Raw genomic sequence first — 24,682 nt, 5'->3', positions numbered from 1 at the left:
CCTCATCGTGTGACGTATGTGAGCCTGGCCCACTCGATCCGCGGGCTCAGGCGCGGTCCGCACATCGCCGTCATCATCGTCATCGTTGCGATCAGCGGCATCGTCGCGGCCTCCAGCATCATCGTCACGGCGGGCAACGCGTCGCTGGCGTGGTGGTGGCCCGCTGTCGGGATCGCCGCCGCCGCAGGCGTGGCTGTGACGCCCCGGGCCCGGCTGTGGGTGGCGCTGCCTTACGGCATCGCCGTCGCCCTTTCCTCCGTCGCGGGAGGACGGGTGCCTGCGGTCATCCTCTGCGCCGCGATCGCCGCCGCACTGGAGGTCCTGATCGTCGCACGTCTGTCGGGCACGAAAGGCGCCATGCCCGACATCGGACGTCTCGCCGGCGTCGGCCGGTTCATCGCTGCAGCCCTGGTCGCCGCGGGTGTGGCCGGAGTCCTCCTCGGCGTCGCGACCTTCGTGATCGGAGGGAATGGACTCGCGGCGGGGTTCTCGATCTTCGCCTCGCACGCTTCGGCCATCATCCTCGTCACCCCCTGCGTGATTCTGCCGCGCGAACGCCGCGGCATGCGGCCGCTCGGGAGCATCGCTGTCCTCCTCGCCAGCCTTGTTGTGACGGCTGTCGTGTTCATCCCCGGTGCGGCGAACCCGATCGCGTTCGTCTGTGTCGTGTTCGTCCTCTGGGCGGCCTTCACCCAGTCGCTTCGGGTCGCCTACGCCCATGCAGTACTCGTCATCGTGCTCGCTACCCTTCTCACCGTCCTCGGCGGGGGCCCCTTCGCCTCCCACGCGGGCGCACTCACTACTGCCAACCTGGTCCAGCTTTACGCGGTAGTTCTCATCGTCACCGTCCTGTGCATCGGTTCCTCGCAGATCGAGCGAGAGCGCGCCTCGTCGCAACGAGATGGTTCGCGTCGGATCCTCCACGACGCGTTCGCGCGCGCGAAAGGCGGTTATGTGATCCTGCAGGAAGGGGCGGGTTCGCGACTCGAGGTGGTGGAGATCAATCCGATCGCGCGAGAACTGATGAAGAACGAGCTGAGACCGGGGGGCAACGGGCCACCCCTGCAGCTCTCGCCGACCAGCATCCTCGCTGGCGCCATCCGCACCCTCGGGGACTCGGAGACCCTCACCATCTCGGAGGGCTCACTGGGAGGCGACGTCCCGATGAGCGCCCGAATCGAGGCCCTGGAGCGAAGCGACTACGGGAGGGTGTACCTCATCCAGATCGATGATCTGCGTGATGCGCGAGACAGCCAGGCCCGCATGGCGGCGCGCCTCGCTCGGGAGCAGCAAGTCGTGCAGGCGCTGCGTGAGATCAATGATCAGCGCGACACCTTCATCGCGAGCGTGACCCATGAGCTGCGGACTCCGCTCACCTCCATCACCGGGTTCGCCGAGGAACTAGTCGACCAGTCCCGTGAAGGAAAGCAGCACAGCTACGCGGAGATCATCCTGCGCAATGCGAACCGCATGCTCGAACTCGTCGAGAACCTTCTCGCCGCGGCTCGTCAGCGCCGGGACTCACAACTCAGCGAGGCGGGCCCCGTCGATCTCGTGGGGGCACTTTCGCAGAGCATCGACGACCTCAGGTACGAGATCAAGCGTCGGCAGCTCGTGGTGGGAACCACCTTCGACTCTCGATCCGTCATCGTGCGTGCCAACGAGACCGATCTCGCACGCGTTGCAACCAACCTCCTCACGAACGCGATCAAGTTCTCGTCCGACGGTGGCGTCATCGACGTGAGTGTAACGAGAGGAGAGGGCAGCGTCCGGCTCGTCATACGCGACCATGGCCTGGGAATACCGGAGGGAGATCACGAACGGGTCTTCGACTCGTTCTACCGCTCGTCGACCGCCACCGACAGCGGTATCGCGGGCACCGGTCTCGGACTCCCCATCGTTCGCGACCTTCTCGCCGGAATGAACGCCTCCGTGAGACTCGTTCCCGCCGAGGGTGGCGGGACCGCCGCGGAGGTCACTTTTCCCGCGTTCGATCACGAGTGCTCGGGTGACCGAGGCGTCTGACTACCTCTCGCGGTCCCACGACTCACAGACGGATGCCGGGGCCCGCCGCACCCGTTCACGTACACTTCACTCGACGTTTTGACCCGACGTGACGCGTGACCGCATCTCTCCACGGCCGTCGGCGGACGCCCGGGAGATCCATGAAACGGCTGACATCGCTCGACGGTCTGCGCGGACTGGCCGCGCTCATCGTCCTCGTGCACCACATCATGCTGACGTTCCCGCTGTTCGCGGAGCCCTACCTCGAGGGCCGCGCACAGAATGGACTTCCCGAGCTCCTCGCCTACACGCCCCTCCACATCTTCTGGGACGGCGCGGGGGCGGTCTTCATCTTCTTCGTCCTGAGCGGCGTCGTCCTCACCCTGCCCGTGCTCAAGCAGGGCCGCGACTTCTCGTGGGTCGGCTACTACCCCCAGCGACTGCTGCGTCTCTACCTGCCGGTGTGGGCGGCGATCATCGTCTACCTCGGGTGGGTGCTGATCATCCCGCGTGACCGCGGCATGGAGAGCGCCTGGCTCGACATCACGAGCAAGCCGGTCAGCCCCGGAGCGATCTGGGGCGACGCGACCCTGCTCTTCGGCACCGGAGACCTCGTCAGCCCGCTGTGGTCGCTGCAGTGGGAGATCGCCTTCTCGTTCCTGCTGCCGGTCTTCGTGTTCCTCGGCGTTCGGTTCGCCCGTTACAACTGGATCCTCGCGATCGCCGCGATCGTGGGGATCGGGGTCTCGGCATCGCTCGGCAACCGTGCCCTGGTCTACCTGCCCATGTTCCTCATCGGCGTCGTCATCGCCACCTGGCTGCCGACCATCCGGGCATGGAAGCCGAGCCGGGGCACGCAGGCGTTGCTCCTGCTCGTCGCACCCATCCTGCTCGTCTCGCCGTGGCTCATCCGGCCGTTCGAGTCCCTCCGGTTCCTCGTCAAGCCGTTCGATGCCGTCACCACGATCGGCGCGGTCGTCGCCGTGATCGCAGCCATCGTCGTGCCGATCTTCCGGCGCTTCCTCGAAAGCCGCGTCATGCAGTGGTTCGGGCTCATCTCGTTCAGCCTCTACCTCGTCCACGAACCGGTCGTCATCTCCATGGCGCATCTATTCGGCGACCAGAACCTCCGCATCGCCGCGCTCGTGAGCATCGTGCTGTCCATCCCGCTGTCGTGGGTGTTCTTCAAGATCGTCGAGATACCCAGTCACAAGCTGTCGCGCCGGGTGGGCGACTTCGTCCGCGCCCGCACGAAGAAGCGACCTCAGCCGCACGCGCCGATCGCCCCCGACGTTCACGCGCACCGCGCCTGACCTCTCGCTAGACTGTCGCCGGGCCAGCCCGGGCCCACCGGGGAAAGACGAAACATGGCCGGGGGAGATCCCGCACCCGCCGCCCTTCGGCGACGCATCGGTCTCGGCGCTCACGTGTGGTGGGATGCCGTCAGCAGTGGTGCCTTCCTCTCGCCCGCTGCGCTGTGGATCAGCATCCTCATCTCGGTCACCGTCATGGCCCCGTTCCAGCACTTCGGCGACGTCGCGGGCTTCGCGCACGTCGTGTTCGTCGGCTTCCTCGGGGTGGCGGCGCTCGCGCTGCTGCTCGTGCCCGTCGCGCTCGCCGAGCGACGCCTGCGCCGCGCGTCGCACCGCGGCATCCTCGTCCTCACCGCGGTCGCCCTGGCCGCCGGCATCCGCCCGTTCGTCAACGAGGCCATCTACGTCGGGCTCTACGACGCAGCTCCCGACCTCGACGGGCTCGGCGCGCGCATCGGGTCGAACGTGTTCGTGTGGCTGGCGGGCCTGTCGATCATCGCGATGACCGTACGCTCCGTCGAGCTCACCCGCGGCTCGCGTCGACGGCTCACCGACGCGATCGCGGCTCTGACCGCCGGCCGACGCCGACTCGCGCGGTTCGAGTCCGAGAACCGGCAGATGCTCGCCCCGCTGATCTCGAGCCTGCGGCGGCGCCGCGACGAGATGCTCGGCGGGACGATCGACTTCGCCGCCGTCCGCGAGTACTCCGAGGTGGTGCGCGCCGCCAGCCACCGCCTCGAGGAACGCGCGGCGCTCGACCTGCGCGCCGTCGAGGGCGACACAGGCGAGCACACCGTCGACACGGCGTCGCGCTCGCCGCTGACGATGCTGCGACCCGCGCCGTATCTGCTCACCGGGTTCGTCTTCCTTACTGGTGCGGTGCCGTACGCGCACCACGTGAACGGACCGTGGGCCGCGCTCGCGGCGATCCTCGCCGGCGCTCCGGTGACGCTCGCCGCCGACGCCCTCATCCGGTGGCTCTCGCGCGGCAGGTCGCCCGCGCGGCGCGGACGGGTCCTCGTCGCCGTATGGCTCGTGGCCGGTGTCGCGATGACCGTCGTGGCGTGGGGCATCCTCGGGCCGACCGATCCGACCCGCTTCGTCCCACTGATCTCGCTGCCGCTCGTCGCGATCGCCCTGGCGGCGTGCACCGACGCCATCGCCCGCGCCGCCGACAGCGCCCACCGCCTCGAAACCGTGCTGAGCCTCGTCGCCCGCACGCTGACCGCGAAGACCGCCTCGGCCCGTCGTCCGCTGCGCAATGCGGCGCACGTGCTCCACGGTCGCGTGCAGGGCAGGTGCGTGCTGCTGGCGGCCGCCGCCGACGAGTGGGAGTTGACGCCCGAGGACATCGAGACGTTCCGGCGAGAGACGGATGCCGCCTTCGACTCCATCCTCGCGTTCATCGCGGAAGCCGACTCCGCCGCGCTCGAGGGCACGCTGCAGAGCGCGCACGAGGACCTCTTCGAGCTCGTCGCGACCTGGAGCTCGGTGCTCGGGGTATCGAGCGACATCTCTCCGGAGGCGACCGACGCCCTGCAGGAGCCCGCGCTGTCACGCCGGGTCGCGACCGTCGTCAACGAAGGGTTCGTCAACGCGATCAAGCACTCCGAGGCGAGAAAGGTGTGGCTGTCGGTCGATGTCGCCGACGGCACCCTGATCGTGCGCACGTGGTCGATCGGTGTGCTCGACCGCGTACCCGTCGCGGGTACCGATCTGCGGGCGAAAGATGTGCTCGGTACCGGGGCGCGCATCTACCAGCGCGACGACGCCGTCGTGCTCGAGGTGCCCGTGCCGCTCAGCCTCGACGGCGCAGCGGCGCCGACGCCGGCGGCGCGGCGGCCGTGGTGGGCGCCGCGTGCGTCACGCGTCGGCTGAGTCAGTACTCCATGAGCGCGGCCACCACCAGGGCGATCGCACCGAGCGCGGTCACCGCCAGCGCGACGTAGGCCCACCACGGCAGGCCCGGCGGCTTCGGAGCGGACCGCTTGCGACGACGTCGGATCGACGAGCGAGCAGACATGAGTTCCTCCCCAGAACAGCGGTGGTTCGTCGCCGTTGACGAGGATCTGCGGTCAGGCTAGCGCAGGCGTGTGTCGGGGGAGTTGCCGGATGCGGGTGCGCCGTGCACGGATGCAATGGATGCCGGGCGACATGCGGCATCCGTGGGTCGCGGAGCGGCGTGTCGGGGCGGATCTGTTGCATCCGTGAACGCAACACGCCCACGCACGCCCGACCTCAGCGCCCCGCGAGCATGAGGTCGGCTGTCCGCAGCGAGAGCGCCATCTGCGTCAGCGCCGGGTTGGCGGTGAGTGCGCTCGGAAAGGTCGAGTTGTCGCAGATCCAGAGGTTCTCGACCTCGTGCGACCGACCGGATGCGTCGACCACGCCGTCGTCGGGGTCGTCGCTCATGCGCGCGGTTCCCAGGGTGTGCGCCGAGCGCTGCGTGACCCGCGTGCTGCGCGCCCCCGCCGCGCGCAGGATGCGCTCCATCACCGCGACGCCGTGCCGGTCGATGGCCCGCTCGTTGTCACCCTGCGAGAACGAGATCTCGGCGCGCGGCATCCCGTCCTCGGCGAGTTCGTCGCTCAGCGTCAGCGCGTTGCGGTCGTCGGGCAGGCACTCGCCGTTCATGCCGATGCCGGCGCTGAACGGGTACTCGTCGACGGCCGACATGAGCTCCTCGCCCCACAGGCCCGCCCCGCGCACGAGCTGCGTGCCGAAGTTCAGCGGCATGACGCCAAGGCTCTGCAGCAGATAGCCCCCGACGAAGTCGGCGTCGTCGGGGCGCACGAAGTCCTCGCTGATGATCGACGACGGGTACCCGCGGTAGCCGCGGATCTGCTCGTCGAACCGGCCCCAGACCTGCACGGCGCCGTGCGCCATGAACCCGCGTCCGACCGCACCGTTGGCGTTCGCGACATCCGTGTGCAGCAGCAGGCGCGGCGTCTCGACACCACCCGCGGCGAGCACGAGGGCCGCGCAGCGCTGGCGCACGTCGACGCCGCCCGAGCGGTACACGACGGCGGTCACCCGGCCCGCGGCATCCTGTTCGATCCCGTGCACGAACGAGTCGGGGCGCACCTCGGCGCCGGCCGCCACCGCGGCGGGCAGGTAAGTGTTCGCGGTCGTCGCCTTCGCGCCGAACCGGTCGCCCTGGTGGATGTCGCCGTTGTCGAGCGTCGCGGGACGCAGGCCGTAGTACGGCTGATCGCGGTCGCGGGTGAGGATCGCGGCCGGGCCGTCGGTCGCGGTGATGCCGAGCGCGTCGCAGCCGCGCACCATCACGTCCGACGAGCCGTTACGCCGCACCGGAGGGTAGGCGTACCGGCGGGCCGGATCCCAGGGGTAGTGCGCGGGACCGCTCACGCCGATGTCGGACTCGACACGCGCGATGTAGCGGATGAGTTCCGCGTGGTCGATGGGCCAGTCGCGGCCCTGCCCGGTCTCGGTGCGCAGTCGTAGGTCGCGCACGTCCGGGCGCGGGGTGAACGCACCCCAGTGCAGGGTGCTGCCGCCGACGCCGTACCCGCTGTTGTTCGGGCCGAACGCCGTCGGGTCCTCCCCGCCGCTCAGGCGCTCGGACATCCAGTTGATCTTCGTCGACTCGAACTCGTCAGGGGTGAACTCGCCCGGCGCGAAGTCCGGGCCCGCCTCGAGCGCCACGACCCGCAAGCCCGCCTCGGCCAGGCGGGCGAGCAGCGGAGCGCCGCCCGCACCCGTGCCCACCACGACGACGTCCACGACCTCGTCGGTGTCGAACCGCCGCATCCCCGGGGCGTCCGTCACCCGGCGACCGTCGCCGCTCATGCGGCGCCCTCGCCGAGCTCGGCCGGCTCCCACGACTCGCGTGCGCCGCCGGAGATCACCGTCCACCCCGCCGGTCGCGCGCCCGTGCCGCCGATCGCGAAGCCGTCGAACCCGATCCGCGCGAGCGAGGCCGGGTGCGACAGCCACACGCGCAGCATGTCGTTGCGTGCATCTTCGAACCAGGAGCGGATGCCGTCGGCCCCCAGACCGGCCGCGGGCATCCCGTCGGTGATCAGACGCGTGATCAGCGCGCGCTGCTGCGCGGCGTCGCCCGGCCAGATCTCGGCGATCGCGTCGAGTCCGCGCGCGTAGGCGATCGTGTCGTCAGGAGACCCCGCGGGCCGCCATCCGTCCGTCCCGCCGTCGGCGAGCATGTCGTCGATCCGCGCGGCGACGTCGATCGCCGCTCCCTGCTGCGGCACGATCCGGTCGGCGATCCGCCGCAGGGTCTGCACCTGCGCAGCGGTGAGCGCGCGCGGCACGCGGTGCGGGTCGTCCGCGATCGCGCGGTGGGCCAACGTGCGCCGCACGGCGACGTCCACGCGTGGGGACGCGAGCACGCGTCCCCACTCCGCGGGCACCGTCGGGGCCGACGCGCGGATCGCATCCCACAGCTGGGCCAGCGCGGCGGCGACCCGCTCGGGAGCCTCGTACGGCAGCAGATGGCCGGCACCCGGCATCCGTTCGACGCGGGCGCGGGGGTACACGTCGGCGACCAGGGCGGGCTGCGCATCCGCGCCGAGAGCGTCGTCGTCCTCTCCGGCGAGGACGACCACCGGCAGATCGAGGACCCCGACCAGGCGGGTCGCGTCCTCGAGGCTGCCCGCCGTGAGCCAGTCCCGCCAGGCGGATGCCGGCTGTCGCACGATCGCGTCGACGGCGGTCACGTGCAAGGCGTGGGGGAGCGGGGCGGCGACGTTCGCGGCGACGAAGGCCGCGGCATCCTCCCGCGACAGGTGCTCGCCCTGCGCAGTCTCGAGCATCTCGGCGCGCTTGTCGTCCGGCATCGGCTCGGGCGTCGGCGGAGAGGGTGCGAGCAGCACGGCCCCCGCGAGCCCGAACACCGGCTCGGTGCCGGCGAGTACACGCGCCACGACGCGGGCGGCGACCTTGCCGCCGAGGCTGTGCCCGCACACGAGGAACGGACCGCCGTCGGCCTCGGCCGCGATCCGCTCGAGCGCCGTGTCGGCGAGATCGTCGACGGATGCCGCGCGCCCGCGGTCGAGCAGGTCGACGCCCACGATGCGCATCCGCGGATCGGCGGCGGCGATGATCGGGTCGGCAGCGGTGGCATCCAGCCCCAACCCGGGCAGGAAGAAGACGGTGCACTCGGGGGTGGGGGACGGGTCGCTCGGCACGCGCTCACTCTAGGAACGCGGGGGACCTCGACAGAACGGTTGCGCGGGGGGCGGGCACCTGTCATGATCCCGGCGGCCCGGCACGCGACCCCTGCCACCGCGAGCCGCCGCTGGCAAGGGGGCGAGCGGATGCCGTATCCCGACCTACGGTGGCGCGATGACCGATCAGTACACCTTCGACAACCCCGTCACCCGGTATGCCCGCATCGAGCCGCCCCCGCAGCATCAGCCCGAGCCGGGCGTGCAGGCGCGCATGACGCCGGTCCCCGACCTCGGCGAGTCGACCTACCGCGGATCGGACCGTCTGCGGGGGCGCAAGGCGCTCGTCACGGGCGGCGACTCCGGCATCGGCGCCGCGGCGGCGATCGCGTTCGCGCGCGAGGGAGCCGATGTCGTGATCGTGCACCTGCCCGACGAGCAGGAGGATGCCGAGCACGTGCTGCAGGTCATCGCCGACGCCGGCGTGCGGGGTCATGCCATCGTCGCGGACATCAGCGACCGCGAGCAGTGCCGCGCACTCGTCGCGGAGGCGGCAGACGTCCTCGGCGGCATCGACATCCTCGTGAGCAACGCCGGCAAGCAGGTCGCCGTCCCCCGCGTTGAGGACCTCTCCGACGAGCAGTTCCGCGAGACCTTCGAGACCAACGTCTTCGCGTTCTTCTGGATCGTGAAGGCCGCCCTGGTGCACATGCCGCCCGGGGCATCCATCATCAGCACCGCCTCGCTCGAGGCCTACAAGCCGGCTCCCGACCGCCTCGACTACGCGGCGACCAAGGCGGCGATCAACAACCTGTCGAAGGGTCTCGCACAGCAGCTGGCTCCCCGCGGCATCCGGGTCAACGTCGTCGCGCCCGGCCCGGTGTGGTCGGCGCTGCAGGTGAGCGACGGAGTCTCCGACGAGCAGATGCGGGCGTTCGACGAGGAGAACGAGTACAAGCGGGCCGGTCAGCCCGCCGAGATCGCGCCGGCGTTCGTCTTCCTCGCCTCGGCGGAGTCGAGCTACGTCTCGGGCGAGACCCTCAACGTCAACGGCGGCATGGTCACGCCGTAGCGCTCAGACCGTCGGAGCGTTCCAGCTGAGCGACTCGATGTAGCGCAGCAGCACGCCCTCGCGCAGCGCCCACGGCGATACCTCGAGCTCGTCCACCTGCAGCGCCGTCATCGCGGTGTGCAGCACGACCGCACCCGCGACGATCTGGAAGGTGCGGTCCGCCGTGATCCCCGGCAGTTCCTGCCGAGCGGATGCCGGGATCCGCGCCAGCCGCGGGATCCACGACCCGAGCGTCCCACGCGGCAGCACCATGCGCTCGCTGCCCGCCCATCCGGGCGCGGGATAGCCGACGAGCTTCGCAAGCGAGCGGATCGCCTTCGACGAGCCGACGACGTGCTCGGGCGTGGGCTGCGGGGACATGAGCGCGACGACCGGTTTCAGGGCCGCCTTCGCGTGCTCGCGCAGCTGCTCGACGGCATCCTCTCCGGGCGGGTCGTCGTGCAGGTATTCGACCGTCATGCGGCCGGCGCCGAGGGGGACGGATGCCGCGACCTCGGGCAGTTCGTCGCGCCCCGCGGCGAGCTCCAACGACCCGCCGCCGATGTCGAAGAGGAGGATCTGCCCGGCCGACCAGCCGAACCACCGGCGCACCGCGAGGAAGGTGAAGCGCGCCTCGGCTTCGCCGCCGAGCACCTGCAGGTCCTGCCCCAGCGCCGTCTCGATGCGGGCGATGACCTCGGCGCCGTTGGTCGCCTCGCGCACCGCGCTCGTGGCGGTCGCGAGAAGCTCGACGACGTTCTCGCGCTCCGCGACCGCACGGGCCTCTTCGACCGCCGCGACGAGCGCGTCGACCCCCTCCGCGCTGATCGATCCGTCGGGTTCGAGGTAGCGCATGAGCCGGAGCACGGTGCGGTTGCTCGTCGCCGCCAGCGGACGCCCGCCGGGGTGCACATCGGCGACCAGCAGGTGGACGGTGTTCGAGCCGATGTCGAGGACTCCGAGGCGCACGATCCGAGGCTAGCGGGTGACCGAGAGCGAGAGCTTCGGCTTCGCGGGCGGCTGGGCGGCGCTCAGAATGACGCCGACGTCGACGCGCGCGCCGTTCGTCAGGTTCGCGACACCCCACTCGGTACCGCGGCACGTGACGCGAGCAGACGACGAACCGGATCCCGCGACGGAGCACGACATGCCCCACGCATTGTCGACCGCCCTGGCGCCCGGCGACGCCCAGGAGGCCGTCCACGCGCGCACCTTCCCCGACGAAGGTGCGGTCAGAGAGAGCCCGACCTGGTACTTGCCCTCCCACGCGCTCGTCACGGTGAGCGTCGCCGACACCCCGTTCGACGAGGCCGTCGACGTTCCGCCGACGGCCGGCGGCTGCGACGGTTGCGGTTGCGGCTGCGAGGGCTGGGGTTGCGGCTGCGACGGCTGGGGCGCAGGCGTCGGCGCCGCCGGGTACGGCACGTTCTTCGGTGTCAGGATCGGCTTCAACGCTGCGAGCTTCGCCTTGTCGCGCGTGTACCAGTCGTCCTTGAGCAGACCACCGGTGTCGCCGCTGTTCGGGTTGAACGACCAGTAGGCCCAGCTGAGCCCCTTGCCCTTCATGTATGCGGTCAGCTTCGCGAGCCACTGCTTGTCGGACGTCGTCTGCAGCTTCGTGCCGAACTCGCCCACGAACACCGGGGCGATCTTCTTCGTCGCGATGAAGCCCCAGTTCCGCTCCCACACGCCCGGCAGGTTCGCCGGGTAGTTGGAGGTGTGGAACCACGGCTGATCCGAGATCGACGACGGGTACTCGTGCGGTGAGTAGATGACGCGGTTCTTGACCTTGAGGGTGACCGGCTTCTTCGCGACACCGCGCAGGTTGCCGCCCCACCAGGTGGCGCTCCCGTCGGGGGCGAACTGCACGCCCTCGACGATGATGAGGAGCTTCGGGTTCACCTCCAGGACCGCGTTCCCGGCGCGCACCGCGGCCGCCTGCCAGTCCCGTGAGCGCACACCGCAACCCCAGCACGCGTTGCCCCGGGGTTCGTTGTGGAGGTCGACACCGATCACCGTCGGGTCGGACTTGTAGCGTGCCGCGAGCATCCGCCAGTCCGAGATCCACCGCTTCTCGGAGTACTTGTCGGTGTACCAGAGCTCCGACTGCGCGTCCGTACCGGGACGGTGGCGGTCGAGGATCACGCGCAGCCCGTACGAGCGCGCGGTCGCGATGACGGCATCCATGATCTTCAGCGGCGTCGCATTCGCGAGCGTCGGGTTCATCGCCGTGTTGATCGAGGTCGCATTCTTCCGACTCAGGCACTCGTTCGCGTAGGGGAGCCGCACGGTGTTGAATCCCATGCCCGCGATCTGCGCCATCCCCTGCTTCACAGAGATGGACCACAGGCCGTGCGGCGCGCACGTCTCGGTCTCCATCCCGAACCACGAGGTGGCCTTGAGCGTGACGGTCTTGCCCGTCGATGCGTTGACGATCCGCGAGCCGGAGGTCTTGTACCAGCCGGGTCCGGCCGCATCCGCCGATGTCGGTGTTCCGGCGATGCCGAGGGATGCCGCGAGCACCAGCGCGGTCGCGACCGCCAGCACGCGTCGGAACATGAGAAAACCCCCGTCGAGAGCGGCAGAATCGCCGCGATGGAACACCGGATCTCAGGGTACGGCACGCGGACGCGCACGCGCGCGCGTAAGGGGCGTCGGCGGCACGGCTAGAGTTGCGGCAATGTCCCCCGACGAGCCGCCGACGACGAACGATTCGCTGTACCGCGAGATCCCCCGTGCCGAATGGGCGCGGATGGCCGCCGGCATGGAGCAGCCCCTCGCCGAGACCGAGGTCGTGCAGCTGCGCGGCATCGGCGACCGTCTCGACATCACCGAGGTGCGCGAGGTCTACCTTCCGCTCAGTCGACTGCTCTCGCTCTACGCGTCGGCGACCAAGCGCCTCGGCGCCGACACCGCGGAGTTCCTCGGCGAGACGGATGCCACGACGCCGTTCATCGTCGCGGTCGCCGGATCCGTCGCCGTCGGAAAGTCGACCGTGGCACGTCTGCTGCGCGAACTGATGAGTCGCTGGCCGGGCACCCCGCGAGTCGAGCTGGTGACGACGGACGGCTTCCTCTACCCGAACGCCGAGCTCGAGCGGCGCGGGATCATGGACCGAAAGGGCTTCCCCGAGTCGTACGACCGCCGGGCGCTCGTGGACTTCCTCCTCGCGGTGAAGTCCGGGGAGGCCGAGGTCAGGGCGCCGTACTACTCGCACATGCGGTACGACATCATCCCCGACGCGCAGGTCACCGTGCGGCGTCCCGACGTCATCATCGTCGAGGGACTCAACGTCCTCGCGCCCGCGCCTAACCCGCACGACATCGCCGTCAGCGAGCTGTTCGACTTCTCCATCTACGTCGACGCCGACCACGACCACATCGCCCAGTGGTACGTCAACCGCTTCCTCGCCCTCCGCGAGGCGGCCTTCTCCAACCCCAACTCGTTCTTCAAAGTGTTCGCCGACATCTCGGACGAGGAGGCCGTCACGCGCGCCCTCGGCTACTGGAACGAGATCAACCTGCCGAACCTCGTCGAGAACGTCGAACCGACTCGCCACCGGGCGAAGCTGGTGCTGCGCAAGGCCGCCGACCACACCGTCGAGACGGTGCGCCTGCGCAAGCTCTGACTCACGCGCGCCGCGCCCTCCGCCACAGGGCGAGCCCCAGCATCCCGACACTCGCTCCGGTCACGTTCGCGATGATGTCGAGCACGCTCGGGACGCGCTGCGCGAGCGCCAGCGCCTGCATGCACTCGATCGTGACCGTCGCGACGATCGCGATCGGCAGCACGAGCTCGAGCGAGCGGCGCAGGATCAACGGAAGCAGCACGCCGAACGGGACGAACAGGGCGACGTTGGCCGCGAACTCGACCCGGGGCCGGGTGATGGCAGGCAGACGCCGCGACAGCGCGTCGATGAGCGGGGCGACATCGGCATCGACCGGCGTCGGCCAGAACGCGATGAGCGCGAGCGCCAGCACGTACCCCGCGAGGACGAGGGCGGGAACGGATGCCCGCGTTCGCCGCCCCGGCGCCGGAAGCGGCGGTCGTGGCGGGGTCCCCTGCGGCAGCGGCGGGCGGGGCGGGGTGTCGGGCATCGGTCCTCCTCGGCGGCGACGCGACGCTGCGATGTGAGCGCGAGTCTACGACCCGGCACACCGCCCCGCCTGGTTCAGCTGGCCGGGTAGTACCCGAAGACCTGTGTGTAGAAGGGGAGACCCTTCGACGAGCAGGCCACGCCGATGCCGATGCGGTTGTACGAGCCGAGGATGTTGGCGCGGTGTCCCGTGGAGGACATCCACGCGGCCGTGACCTTCTGCGGCGTGTACCCGAAGGCGACGTTCTCGCCCGCGCGCGTCCACCCCTTCGGGATCTGCGACGCGTAGTTGGGGTTGTGGCTCATCCGGTTGGCGGCGGCCTGCTTGCCCGACCAGTTCACCGCGACGGTCGACATCGCCGAGCTCAGCGACAGGGCCGACTTGCCCTTCGCCTTCCGGGCGGCGTTGACGTCAGCGAGGATGCGTTTCTGCACGGCGGACTGGGTCGTGCCGGTGCACGAGGTCGACACCGCGGCCGACGCCGCACCGGCGGGCAGAACGGACAGGGCGAGAGCGAGAGCGGCGGTGAGGGCGAGCGCCGACCGTCGGCGGGCGCGGAGGGATGCGGACATGGGGGACTCCATCGTGTGGGGGGCACGGCCGCGCTGGGGACGCGGAACTACCTGGGTACCAAAAGCATGTTTCCGGCACCACCCCTTGCCGTTGCCGGAGGCGACGCGCCCGGCGCTCGCGGCGGGGCGGAGTCCCAGCCGCCCGCACCTAGCATGGAGCGCATGTGTGGAATCGTCGGATACGTGGGGCCTCGGGACAGCCAGGCCATCCTCCTCTCGGGCCTCGCCCGTCTCGAGTACCGCGGCTACGACTCCGCCGGCATCGCCGTCATCGACCGGGACGGCGACCTCGACATGCGCAAGCGCGCCGGCAAGCTGCAGGTGTTGCGCGACGACCTCTCCGCGCACCCGATGCCCGACGGGACGACCGGCATCGGACACACCCGCTGGGCGACGCACGGCGGGCCGACCGACACCAACGCGCACCCGCACCTCGCCGACGACGACAAGCTCGCCGTCATCCACAACGGCATCATCGAGAACTTCGCCGAGCTGAAAACCGAGCTGCTCGCCGAGGGCTACACGTTCCGCAGCGAGACCGACACCGAAGTGGCCGCCGTTCTGCTCGGGCGCGAGTTCGCGGCATCCCGTGATCTCGTCGCCGCCTTCCGGGGCGTCGTCGCCCGACTCGAGGGTGCGTTCACGCTGCTCGCGATGCACCGGGACGAGCCTGGTCTCGTCGTCGGAGCGCGCCGCAACTCGCCGCTCGTGATCGGGCTCGGCGAGGGGGAGAACTTCCTCGGCTCGGACGTCGCGGCCTTCGTCGAGCACACCCGCAACGCGCTGGCGATCGGGCAGGACCAGATCGTCGCCATCACGCCGCAGGGCGTCGAGGTCACCGATTTCGCGGGAGGAACCGTCGAGGTCGAGCCGTTCGAGGTCGTGTGGGACGCGTCGGCCGCCGAGAAGGGCGGCTGGTCGTCGTTCATGGCGAAGGAGGTCTCGGAGGAGCCCGAAGCCGTCGCCAACACCCTCCGCGGGCGGCTGCACGAGGGCACCGTGGTCATCCCCGAACTCGACGGCCTCGACGACCTGTTCATCGGCATCAACCGCGTCATCGTCATCGCCTGCGGCACCGCCGCCTACGCCGGCATGGTCGGCAAGTACGCGCTCGAGCAGTGGACCCGGGTGCCCGTCGACGTCGAGCTCGCCCACGAGTTCCGCTACCGCGACCCCGTCATCGGTCCCGACACCCTCGTCGTCTCGATCTCGCAGTCCGGCGAGACCATGGACACCCTGATGGCCGTCAAGTACGCACGTGAGCAGGGCGCGAAGACGCTCTCGATCTGCAACACCCAGGGCGCGACCATCCCGCGCGAGTCCGACGCGATCGTCTACACCCACGCCGGCCCCGAGGTGGCCGTCGCCTCGACGAAGGCGTTCGTGGCGCAGATCACTGCGCTGTACCTGCTCGCCCTGCACATCGGTCGGGTGCGCGGTTCCCTCTCGCCCGAGGTCTCGAGCGACGCGGTCGCGCAGCTCGAGGCCATCCCGGCCGGCATCGCCCGCGTCCTCGAGACGGAGCAGGAGCACATCGAGCAGTTCGCCCGCTGGATGGGTGACACCCAGTCGGTGCTCTTCCTCGGCCGTCACGTCGGGTACCCGATCGCGCTCGAGGGCGCCCTCAAGCTCAAGGAGCTCGCCTACATCCACGCCGAAGGGTTCGCGGCCGGCGAGCTCAAGCACGGACCCATCGCGCTCATCGAGCCGGGTCAGGCCGTCTTCGTCATCGTGCCGTCGCCGCGCGCGTCGCGGGAGCTGCACAAGAAGGTCGTCTCGAACATCCAGGAGATCCGAGCCCGTGGCGCTCGTGTGATCGCCGTCGCCGAAGAAGGGGATGCCGCCGTCCTCCCGTTCGCCGACGAGGTACTCCGCATCCCGCTCGCCGGCCCTCTCTTCGAGCCGCTGCTGGCGGTCGTGCCGCTGCACATCTTCGCGATGGGTCTCGCCACTGCGAAGGGCCTCGACGTGGATCAGCCGCGCAACCTGGCGAAGTCCGTCACGGTCGAGTGAATCAGCCCGGGCCACCGCCCGGCCCGAACGAGGCGTTCCGCGCTTCGTCGACCCAAGCGCGCAGCTGCCACGGCGCGAACCGGAACAACCGAGCGACGTCCTCCTCGGCGTAGCCTGCCTCGAGGACGGCCGCGACCGCGAACTCCTGCATCGAGCCGAAATCCCGCCCCGCGAGCGGACCGTAGCGCAGGTCGCGGAAGCTCCGCGGCGTCGCCGGACGCGCGGGGGGCTTCGGCGCGGTGGGCGCGGCCGGAGCGGGTGAGCCTTCGTAGGGCACGGAGATGACGTAACCCGGTACCGGCCCGGTCGCGGGCGGCGGTGCAGGCTCGGGCGCCGGCGGCTGTTGGCCAGACGGTGCGAAGGGCGCGTACGGCCACGGCTGCGACGCCGGCGGCGCCACCGGTGTCGCCCCGATCGAGGGAGCGACGGGCTGCGCCGCTGCGGCCGGCGGCGGTCCGGCCGCCTGCGGCGGGTAGCCGGGTGCCGGGGCGGGCTGCGCTTCGGGCTCCCACGCCGCCGGCATCTCGAGCGGCTGGTAGCCCGGCGGCGGCGCGGCCAGCAGGTGCGCGTCCGGCCAGAGGAGGGACTGGTCCTCGGGGGCGACACGGTCGTCGGGCGTGAATTCGGGCACGCCGGTGTGCGGGGGCTGGGTCGATCCGGCCTCCGGGGCGCCCTCTGCGGAGGTGCTCATCGTGACGTCCTCTTCGGGTGAGGTGATGTCAGAACTCGGAGTGATGGTGCGTTGTTGGCGCCCAGGATAGCGATCCGGGCCGGGCGCGTCACCCCTTTACACTTGCCGAGACGGGCGCCGGTCGCGCGCCCCGCGACGGGATGAGGCAGTGCGCGCACGACACATCCCCCTCGCCCTCGCCGCGACGCTGTTGGTTCTCACGGGTGCGGCGGGTTGCGTACCCCCGGCCGCACCCGTGTCGGCGCCGTCCTGCCCGACCGGTGCGCGCGTGGTGGGCTCGTCGATCGAGGACCTCCAGCGAGCCGTCGACGCGGCCGCTCCGGGAGACGTGTTGCGCCTGGCCGACACCACGTACGCGGGCCGGCTCGTCGTCAGCGCCTCCGGTTCGGACGCAGCGCCCATCGTCCTCTGCGGATCGGCGCAGGCGCGCATCGACGGAGGGGACGCGACGACGGGCTACGCCCTGCACGTCGACGGCGCCGCGCACTGGCGCATCGCGGGCTTCGCGATCACGGGCGCGTCGAAGGGGATCGTCGCGGATGCGGCATCCGACATCGTCTTCGACCGTCTCGTCGTCGAGGACATCGGCGAAGAGGGCATCCACCTGCGGTCCGGCACCACGGACAGCACCGTCTCGAACTCGAGCGTGCGCCGCACCGGCATCGTCACCGCCGAGTACGGCGAGGGCATCTACGTCGGGTCGGCGGAGTCGAACTGGTGTCGCTACACCGGCTGCGAGCCGGACCGCAGCGACCGCAATCGTCTGGTCGGCAACACCGTCTCGGACACGACGGCCGAGGCGATCGACATCAAGGAGGGCAGCTCGGGCGGGGTCGCCGAGGCGAACACCCTGACCCTCTCGGATGTCGCCGTGGTCGACTCGGCCGTGGACGTGAAAGGCAACGACTGGCGGATCGCCGGCAACCGGGTGACCTCGGCGGGCATCGGCATCGAGGTGCAGCAGGTGGCCGACGGGTGGGGAGGGCGCGCCGTGATCGAGGGCAACACCATCGACGCGGCCATCGACGCCTACGCGATCGATGTCGCCGGGGCGGCTCGGACGCAGGGCAGCGTCATCCGCTGCGACAACCGCACGGCCAGCGGCGCCGAGGTGCGTGCGAGCCTCGCCTGCACGCCCTGATCGCGTCATCTCTCGCGCAGCGCCGCGCGTAACCGCTACGCTGTGCGGCATCCGACCGCCGACCCGAAAGGCGGTCGAGGCTTCGTCGACCCCAAGCGGTGGAGCCGTACTGGGGGACGGTCATGCCTGCCGAGTGGGTGTCGTACGTGTGGTGGGTGCTGCCCTTCGGGATCTTCGGCGTGGTGTCGTGGGGCTACTGGGCGATCCGCAAGGTCCTGTCGGCGACCGCGCGGCCGGTCGTCAACGACTTCCGGACGACGACGACCGTCGTGGTGCCGTCGTTCCGTGAGGATCCGGACGTCCTCGTGCGGTGCCTGGGCACGTGGGTCGCGCAGGGACCCACGCGCATCATCATCGTGCTCGACACGGAGGACACCGAAGCCCAGGAGCGCATCGAAGCCCTGGCGTATCCGACCGTCGAGGTCGTCATGTTCGAGCATCATGGCAAGCGATCCGCACTCGGCCACGGGATGCGGATGGTCGACACCGAGCTCGTGATCTTCGCCGACTCCGACACATCGTGGGAGGAGGGACTGCACGACGCCGTGCAGATGCCGTTCATCGACCCATCCGTCGGCGCCGTCTCCACCCGCCAGAACGTGTACCGCCCGCGCAGCAGCGTGTGGCGGCGCGTCGCCGACTGGATCATCGACCTCCGCTACACCGACTACGCACCCGCGATGGGGCGTTTCGGCGGCGTCATCTGCGCCTCGGGGCGCACGGCGGCCTACCGGACGAGCGTCATCGTGCCGCAGGTCGAGAAGCTCGAACGCGAGATGTTCTTCGGGCGCCAGTGCGTCGCCGGTGACGACGGGCGGATGACGTGGCTCGTCCTCTCTCAGGGGTTCCGCGTGACGCATCAGGACAGTGCGCGCGCTCTCTCCATGTTCCCGGGTACCTTCCGCGCCTTCGTGAAGCAGCGGGTGCGGTGGAGCCGCAACTCCTACCGCTGCTACCTGACCGCGATCGGCAAGGGGTGGGTCTTCAAGGTGCCGCTGATCTCGCAGATCGCGATGATGCAGATCCTCTTCACGCCGGTGACGATGTTCACGGCGCTCGCCTACGTCGTCCTGTCCGTGCGCTCCGAGCACCCGGTCCCCGCCCTGCTGGTCGCCGTCATCTGGACAGTCGTCGGTCGCGGCATCCGCGGGTTCTCCCACCTCTGGCGCCGGCCGGAGGACATCGTCCTCCTGCCACTCGTGACCGCGATGATCATCCTCGTCGCGCTGCCGATCAAGACGTTCGCGCTGTTCACGATGAACAAGCAGGGATGGCTGACCCGCTCGGCCACCACGCGCGGCGGCGAAGGCCAGACCGAGGCGAGCCTCTCCGGCGCGCACGATGCGGAGACGGTGGCAGCCTCGTGACGACCCCCGAGCAGCCCCCTGCCATCTCCGCCGAGGAACGCGGCGAGACCTCCCTGCGCCGTACCGCCGTCACCCGCACGGTCATGGTGCTGCTGACCGTCGCGCTCGCCGTCGGGATCGTCGTCGCGTCGAACCTCGTCGGCCGCGTCCCGCTGCCGTGGTCCGAATCGGGAGCGGATGCCGGTGCCCCGACGCCCAGCGCGTCGGCGTCGCCCGCGCCGACGCCGACGGACTCGCTCACGAAGGAGCTGTTGGATCAGCTCGGACTCATGCCTACCGCGACACCGACACCGACCTCGGCGGCGGGCGGGAAGACCTGGGGCGAGGATCTCACCGAACGGGTCCAGGTGACAGAAGGCGAGACGATCGCCGCCGTCGATGATGCAGCGCTGACCTTGGTGTCGAGGATGGCGTGGGACGACCCCCTCCTGGCGAAGATGGGCGTCGTCGTGCTCTCGGCACGAGCCGAGCCCTACGGCATCGCGGACCTCGTCGACCGGCGTGCCTTGCGCCTCAGCGCGAAGAACACGTACGACCTCACGAAGTCGGTCATCGTCCGCTCCGGCGCGACACTGCGCATCGACGCCCCCGGGACCACGATCCGCTTCCTGAGTCACACCGTCGGATACACGGAGCTCGTCGGCTGGGGTGGGAACATCACGCTGAACGGGGCGGAGAAGAAGCCGCTCGTCATCACATCCTGGGACTCGGCGGCGGACGCGCCCGATGGGGACCTCAGCGACGGACGCGGCTACCTCATGGTGCGCAACGGCGTCCTCGAGGCCTCGCACACCGACTTCTCCGACCTCGGATTCTGGAGCGGCCGTACCGGGGGAGTCTCCGTCACAGCGACAGACCCGGGACTCGCGAAGGCGGTCCTCACCGACACCACTCATCGTCGGCTGGCCTTCGGCCTGTACCTTTCGGAGGTCGCGGATTCGACCGTCACCGGGGTCACCGTGGAGGCGCCCGTCGTATCCGGGATCAACGTCACGGGGGCATCCCGCGGCGTCCGCATCCAGGATGCCGTGCTGACCGGCACGGGCGGCGACGGCATCGTGGTCAATCGCGGAGCGTCTCGCGTCGCGATCGTCGACACCACCGTCAGCCACTCCGACGGGGTGGGCGTCCGGATCGCGGGCGGGCCTCGTGCGACCGGACCCAACGCCGGGGGAGCGACCACCTACGTCATGGCGGACTTCCTCCTCGAGGGCGTCACCGCACTCGACAACCGCACCGGGGGAGTCCTCATCGACGGTGGCAACGGCGTCACCGTGGAGGACCTGACCACCAACGGCGTGGCCGGCGGGCTGCGCATCATCGGTCCCGCCCACACGGTGGAGGTCACCGACTCGACGCTGGTCTCGACCGGCGGCATCCCGCTGCGCGTCGAAGGGGACGTCGGGGACGCGACGGTGACGACCTCGCGGATGAAGGGCCCCGCCACCGGCGTCGAGCTCCGCGGCGCGCGCGTCGAACTCCGCGGCAACACCATCACCGTCGGCGAAGGCCAGGGGGTGTCGGTGAGCGACGACGCGCACATCGTCCTCAGCGCCAACCGGATCCGCGGGCTCGGCGAGACGCCGGTGCGCGCCGAGGATGGCGCGAGCGTCACGCAGCGTTTCGTCGATACGGCGGCGTGGAGCTACCGCCCGGCCCTGCTGCTCTGGCTGGATCACCACCCCATGGGATGGCTCTGGCTGCTCGTGCTCCTGATCCCGGCCGTGGGTCTTCCGTTCGCGATCGTGCGGCGACGCCGACGCACGGAACTGCGCCGACTGCTCGAGGACGCGATCGTCCAGTACGGCCGCCGGCAGATCGAGCTCTACGGGCCCGATGCCGGCGCCTCCGTCGCCGAGGCGGCACCGGAACCGGCTCTCGTCGGCGTCGCGGGCGCGGCCCCGCCCGCCGTGCATCCGGACTCGGCGTCGCCGTCCCCTCGGGCGCACCCGGCCGATCGGGAGCCCCTCGTCGGCGGCGGCCCCGCCGAGATCGGCGCTCCCATCACGATCAACGGCGTCCCGGTCTCAGAATGGCCCGACCCGCCGCACCGTGGCCACCGAGCCGCGACTCCGAGGTCGCTGCGCGATCTCCGCGAGGTCCTGCCCGCCCAGGCCTTCACCTCGCCCCAGCAGTTCGCCGTCGCTGCCGTGCTCGAAGCGGGGTATCCGGTCTTCGATGTCGCGCGGCTCTTCCGAGTCCCGGCCTGGCGTCTGGAGAGCTGGGTCGAAGAGACGCTGGCCGCGCCGCCTGCACGCGCGACGGCCCGCTTGCGCTGACACGATCGCGATGCCGGATGACACACCCGCGACAAATGACCGTCATCGGAATCTGGTAGACACGACCGGGGCGCCGACGACACGGTGCCGTTGTGGAGGGACTTCTCAATGCGACTTTCTGTCATCGGATGCGGCTACCTGGGCGCCGTGCACGCCGCCGCCATGGCCTCGATCGGCCACGAGGTGGTCGGTATCGACGTCGACGAGCGCAAGATCGCGTCGCTCGCCGCCGGCGAGGCGCCCTTCTTCGAGCCCGGCCTGTCCGAGATCCTCGCCGAGGGCATCGCCTCGGGACGACTGTCGTTCTCGACCGACTTCGCCGCCGCCGCCGGTGCGAAGGTCCACTTCGTCGGTGTCGGCACGCCGCAGGTCAAGGGCGGCTACGCCGCAGACCTCACCTACGTCAACGCCGCCGTCGACGCGCTGCTGCCGCACCTGTCCGAGGGTGACATCGTCGCGGGCAAGTCCACCGTTCCCGTCGGCACCGCCGCATCCCTCGCCCCCCGCGTCAGCGAGACGGGCGCCACCCTCGTGTGGAACCCCGAGTTCCTCCGCGAAGGCTTCGCCGTCCAGGACACCGTCGACCCCGACCGCCTCGTCGCGGGAGTACCCGCCGGTGACGAGGGCGAGCGTGCCACGCAGGTGCTGCGCGAGGTCTACCACCCGTCGATCGCGAAGGGCACGCCCTTCATCGTCACCGACTACGCCACCGCCGAGCTCGTCAAGGTGTCGGCGAACGCGTTCCTCGCCACCAAGATCAGCTTCATCAACGCGATGGCCGAGATCGCCGAGGTCGCCGGCGCCGACGTCACGATGCTCGCCGACGCGATCGGCCACGACGCCCGTATCGGCCGCCGCTTCCTCGGCGCCGGCATCGGCTTCGGCGGTGGATGCCTCCCGAAGGACATCCGCGCCTTCTCCGCCCGTGCCGAGGAGCTCGGACGCGGCGAGTCGGTCGCGTTCCTGCGCGAAGTGGACGAGATCAACATGCGCCGCCGCGAGCGCGCCGTCCAGCTCGTGGTGGAGGGCCTCGGCGGCGAGCTCTACGGCAAGAAGGTCACGGTGCTCGGCGCCGCTTTCAAGCCGCACTCCGACGACATCCGCGACTCTCCCGGACTCGATGTCGCCGTCCGCCTGCACGGACTCGGCGCCAGCGTCACCCTCACCGACCCCGAGGCGATCGAGAACGCGCGTCGCCAGCACCCGCAGCTCACGTACGTCGCCGACCGCGACGAGGCGTTGACCGGCGCGGACGCCGTCATCCTGGTCACCGAGTGGGACGAGTACCGTCGTGAGCTCGCGCCCGAGCACGCGGCATCCCTGGCCGCCGGTCGCGTCGTCGTCGACGGGCGCAACGCCCTCCACCCCGCCGCCTGGCGCGCCGCGGGCTGGACCTACTTCGGCATGGGTCGCCCCTGACCCAAGCGGATCGCTCCGGCGGGTGGTGTCACTGCCCGCCGGAGACGGCCGCGCCCGCGGCCATCAGGAGCAGCATCACCGTGTTGTAGACGATGTGCGCGAGCACGGCGCCCCAGATCCGGCCGGTCAGGATGACCAGGGTCGCGCACACGAGGCCTACGGCGCCCACCGAGAGCGACTCTCCCAGCGGCAGTGATCCGTCGACGACGTGGATGAGGATGAACGTCGCCGTCGAGACCAGCACCGCGGCGACGGCCGCCGCCAGGCGTCCCGCGGTGCGCCGCAGCAGCCCGTACATCGCCACGAGGACGACGGTGCGGAAGAAGAACTCCTCGATCACGGGGCCGACGAGCCCCGCCGGGAGGGCTCCGGCCCATAGCCAGGTCGAGGTCACGTTCGTCGTCGGGAACGGGCGGGATGCGGCATCCGTCACCCATCCCTCCATCACCCGCAGCCCGAGACCGAGCGCGAGACCCCAGATCAGGTCGGCGCTGCGGAAGCGGAGCAACCCGGAGGGGCGCCCGCGGCGGAAGGCGACCACCACCGGGACGATCATCCCGACCCACAGGATCGCCGTCGAGACCAGGGGCGCCGAGGGCGACCTCCAGAGCAGCTGCACCAGGGACCCCGCGAAGATCGCGGCGCCCAAGCTGATCAGCGCGATGAGCAGCAGGCTGCCGTTCCACGGCCGCACACCCGTACCGCCCAGACGCCAGTCGGTGCGCTTCCGGCGGCGCCCGCGACGCCGGGGCTTCTCGCCTTCGGGCTCGGCGAGCGGGGTCTCCGCATCGACCGCGGGGGACGAGGGGCCGTCGCTAAGCTGATCCTGCACGGGCCTACCGTATCGGGTGCCCGTCCGCGTCCCGCCCCCGCGCCACCGTCCCGCCGAGCACCGAGGCGGTGACATCGGTGCAGGGCGAGCCGCGGCATCCGTCTCGAAGGGCTCCCCGTGATCCACATCCTCACCGTCTGCACGGGCAACATCTGCCGCTCGCCGCTGGCCGCCCTCGTGCTGGAGCAGCGCCTCGCGGACCTCGGTGTCGTCGCGACGAGCGCGGGCATCCGAGCCCGAGAGGGTGTCCGGATGCCGGTCGAAGCCGCCGAGCTCGCCGCTGCGCGCGGCGTGGCCGCCGACCGGATCGCGGCGCACGGGTCGCGGTACCTGACCGAGGCGATCCTGCGCGGACCCGACCTCGTGCTCGCCATGGATCGCGACCACCGGCGCGCAGTGGTCGAGCTCGCCCCCGGCCACCTGCGGACCACGTTCACGATCCGGGAGTTCGAGCGCCTCGCCGCGGCGACCCCCGACGAGGCGCTGCGGGCGGGCGCCGTCGGCGCGGAGCCGCGGGACCGTCTGCGCGGCGCGCTCGCCGTCCTCGCCGGGCAGCGGGGGCTCGTGCTGCCGCCCGCCGACCCCGCCGACGACGACGTCGTCGACCCGTACGGCCGCTCCCGCGAGACCTACGCACGCTCCGACGCACAGCTCTCGCCCGGTCTGGACGCCGTCGAGCGCGTCGTCCGCCTCGCCGTCGGCTGAGCGTTCCGGCCGCGCCGCGCGACCGTCCTCCCGCGCACCCCGGATATCCTG

At 70.7% G+C, this 24,682-nt stretch carries 20 protein-coding genes; 11 read left to right on the top strand and 9 right to left on the bottom strand.

Annotation, left to right across the window (positions count from 1 at the left end; all coding sequences use genetic code 11):
* Positions 1-9 precede the first annotated feature (9 nt).
* The 3 genes from ACIGEP_RS07765 to ACIGEP_RS07755 all read left to right on the top strand — a co-directional run bounded on the left by ACIGEP_RS07765 (position 10) and on the right by ACIGEP_RS07755 (position 5,195).
* A complete protein-coding gene (locus tag ACIGEP_RS07765) occupies positions 10-2,025 on the top strand; it encodes an ATP-binding protein (RefSeq protein ID WP_396661067.1) in 2,016 nt (671 codons plus the stop codon).
* 140 nt (positions 2,026-2,165) lie between these two features.
* Positions 2,166-3,317 carry an acyltransferase family protein gene (locus tag ACIGEP_RS07760; RefSeq protein WP_396661066.1) on the top strand — a complete coding sequence of 384 codons (1,152 nt, stop codon included), beginning with the start codon at positions 2,166-2,168 and terminating at the stop codon, positions 3,315-3,317.
* Between the two features lie 54 nt (positions 3,318-3,371).
* Positions 3,372-5,195, top strand: coding sequence for a hypothetical protein (locus ACIGEP_RS07755; protein ID WP_396661065.1), 1,824 nt, complete (start codon positions 3,372-3,374; stop codon positions 5,193-5,195).
* Between the two features lies 1 nt (position 5,196).
* On the opposite strand, the gene ACIGEP_RS07750 is transcribed toward ACIGEP_RS07755, so the two are convergent.
* The 3 genes from ACIGEP_RS07750 to ACIGEP_RS07740 all read right to left on the bottom strand — a co-directional run bounded on the left by ACIGEP_RS07750 (position 5,197) and on the right by ACIGEP_RS07740 (position 8,485).
* Positions 5,197-5,340 (bottom strand): hypothetical protein, encoded by a 144-nt coding sequence (locus tag ACIGEP_RS07750; protein WP_396661064.1) that lies wholly within the window; start codon positions 5,338-5,340, stop codon positions 5,197-5,199.
* Between the two features lie 215 nt (positions 5,341-5,555).
* Positions 5,556-7,127, bottom strand: coding sequence for a GMC family oxidoreductase (locus ACIGEP_RS07745; RefSeq protein ID WP_396661063.1), 1,572 nt, complete (start codon positions 7,125-7,127; stop codon positions 5,556-5,558).
* Complete coding sequence (locus tag ACIGEP_RS07740; protein WP_396661062.1) at positions 7,124-8,485, bottom strand: alpha/beta fold hydrolase; 1,362 nt, start codon at positions 8,483-8,485, stop codon at positions 7,124-7,126. The genes ACIGEP_RS07745 and ACIGEP_RS07740 overlap by 4 nt, the downstream gene beginning before the upstream one ends.
* A 157-nt stretch (positions 8,486-8,642) precedes the next feature.
* Here ACIGEP_RS07740 and ACIGEP_RS07735 point away from each other — a divergent pair, with 157 nt between their 5' ends.
* Complete coding sequence (locus ACIGEP_RS07735) at positions 8,643-9,536, top strand: SDR family oxidoreductase (RefSeq protein ID WP_396661061.1); 894 nt, start codon at positions 8,643-8,645, stop codon at positions 9,534-9,536.
* A 3-nt stretch (positions 9,537-9,539) separates the two neighbouring features.
* On the opposite strand, the gene ACIGEP_RS07730 is transcribed toward ACIGEP_RS07735, so the two are convergent.
* Positions 9,540-10,484 (bottom strand): Ppx/GppA family phosphatase, encoded by a 945-nt coding sequence (locus ACIGEP_RS07730; RefSeq protein ID WP_396661060.1) that lies wholly within the window; start codon positions 10,482-10,484, stop codon positions 9,540-9,542.
* Between the two features lie 9 nt (positions 10,485-10,493).
* Positions 10,494-12,074: a cellulase family glycosylhydrolase gene (locus tag ACIGEP_RS07725; RefSeq protein WP_396661059.1), complete on the bottom strand. Its 1,581-nt coding sequence runs from the start codon at positions 12,072-12,074 to the stop codon at positions 10,494-10,496.
* Between the two features lie 121 nt (positions 12,075-12,195).
* On the opposite strand from ACIGEP_RS07725, the gene coaA reads away from it, so the two are divergent.
* Positions 12,196-13,143 carry a type I pantothenate kinase gene (gene coaA / locus ACIGEP_RS07720; RefSeq protein WP_396661058.1) on the top strand — a complete coding sequence of 316 codons (948 nt, stop codon included), beginning with the start codon at positions 12,196-12,198 and terminating at the stop codon, positions 13,141-13,143.
* Between the two features lies 1 nt (position 13,144).
* On the opposite strand, the gene ACIGEP_RS07715 is transcribed toward coaA, so the two are convergent.
* Entirely contained in the window at positions 13,145-13,612 is a 468-nt protein-coding gene (locus ACIGEP_RS07715) for a VanZ family protein (protein WP_396661057.1), read from the bottom strand.
* Positions 13,613-13,686: 74 nt separating this feature from the next.
* Positions 13,687-14,184, bottom strand: a complete 498-nt coding sequence (locus ACIGEP_RS07710; protein WP_396661056.1) for a CAP domain-containing protein — start codon at positions 14,182-14,184, stop codon at positions 13,687-13,689.
* A 162-nt stretch (positions 14,185-14,346) separates the two neighbouring features.
* Here ACIGEP_RS07710 and glmS point away from each other — a divergent pair, with 162 nt between their 5' ends.
* Entirely contained in the window at positions 14,347-16,197 is a 1,851-nt protein-coding gene (gene glmS / locus ACIGEP_RS07705; protein ID WP_396661055.1) for a glutamine--fructose-6-phosphate transaminase (isomerizing), read from the top strand.
* Position 16,198: 1 nt separating this feature from the next.
* Here glmS and ACIGEP_RS07700 read toward each other — a convergent pair whose 3' ends face one another.
* Complete coding sequence (locus ACIGEP_RS07700; protein ID WP_396661054.1) at positions 16,199-16,888, bottom strand: hypothetical protein; 690 nt, start codon at positions 16,886-16,888, stop codon at positions 16,199-16,201.
* Positions 16,889-17,036: 148 nt separating this feature from the next.
* Here ACIGEP_RS07700 and ACIGEP_RS07695 point away from each other — a divergent pair, with 148 nt between their 5' ends.
* From ACIGEP_RS07695 to ACIGEP_RS07680, 4 genes are all read left to right on the top strand, one after another.
* On the top strand, positions 17,037-18,029 hold the full coding sequence (locus tag ACIGEP_RS07695) for a right-handed parallel beta-helix repeat-containing protein (RefSeq protein WP_396661053.1): 993 nt from the start codon (positions 17,037-17,039) through the stop codon (positions 18,027-18,029).
* A 122-nt stretch (positions 18,030-18,151) separates the two neighbouring features.
* A complete protein-coding gene (locus ACIGEP_RS07690) occupies positions 18,152-19,396 on the top strand; it encodes a glycosyltransferase (RefSeq protein WP_396661052.1) in 1,245 nt (414 codons plus the stop codon).
* Positions 19,393-21,675, top strand: coding sequence for a right-handed parallel beta-helix repeat-containing protein (locus tag ACIGEP_RS07685; RefSeq protein WP_396661051.1), 2,283 nt, complete (start codon positions 19,393-19,395; stop codon positions 21,673-21,675). Before ACIGEP_RS07690 ends, ACIGEP_RS07685 begins: the two co-directional genes overlap by 4 nt.
* A 108-nt stretch (positions 21,676-21,783) precedes the next feature.
* A complete protein-coding gene (locus ACIGEP_RS07680) occupies positions 21,784-23,094 on the top strand; it encodes a UDP-glucose dehydrogenase family protein (protein ID WP_396661050.1) in 1,311 nt (436 codons plus the stop codon).
* A gap of 28 nt (positions 23,095-23,122) precedes the next feature.
* Here ACIGEP_RS07680 and ACIGEP_RS07675 read toward each other — a convergent pair whose 3' ends face one another.
* Positions 23,123-23,926 carry a lysostaphin resistance A-like protein gene (locus ACIGEP_RS07675; RefSeq protein ID WP_396661049.1) on the bottom strand — a complete coding sequence of 268 codons (804 nt, stop codon included), beginning with the start codon at positions 23,924-23,926 and terminating at the stop codon, positions 23,123-23,125.
* A gap of 117 nt (positions 23,927-24,043) precedes the next feature.
* On the opposite strand from ACIGEP_RS07675, the gene ACIGEP_RS07670 reads away from it, so the two are divergent.
* Entirely contained in the window at positions 24,044-24,631 is a 588-nt protein-coding gene (locus tag ACIGEP_RS07670; protein WP_396661048.1) for a low molecular weight phosphatase family protein, read from the top strand.
* Positions 24,632-24,682: the final 51 nt, after the last annotated feature.

Source organism: Microbacterium sp. NPDC077663, from assembly GCF_044542795.1.
In the GTDB taxonomy this organism is placed as follows: Bacteria; Actinomycetota; Actinomycetes; order Actinomycetales; family Microbacteriaceae; genus Microbacterium.
This window is presented reverse-complemented; position numbering and strand designations above follow the sequence as displayed.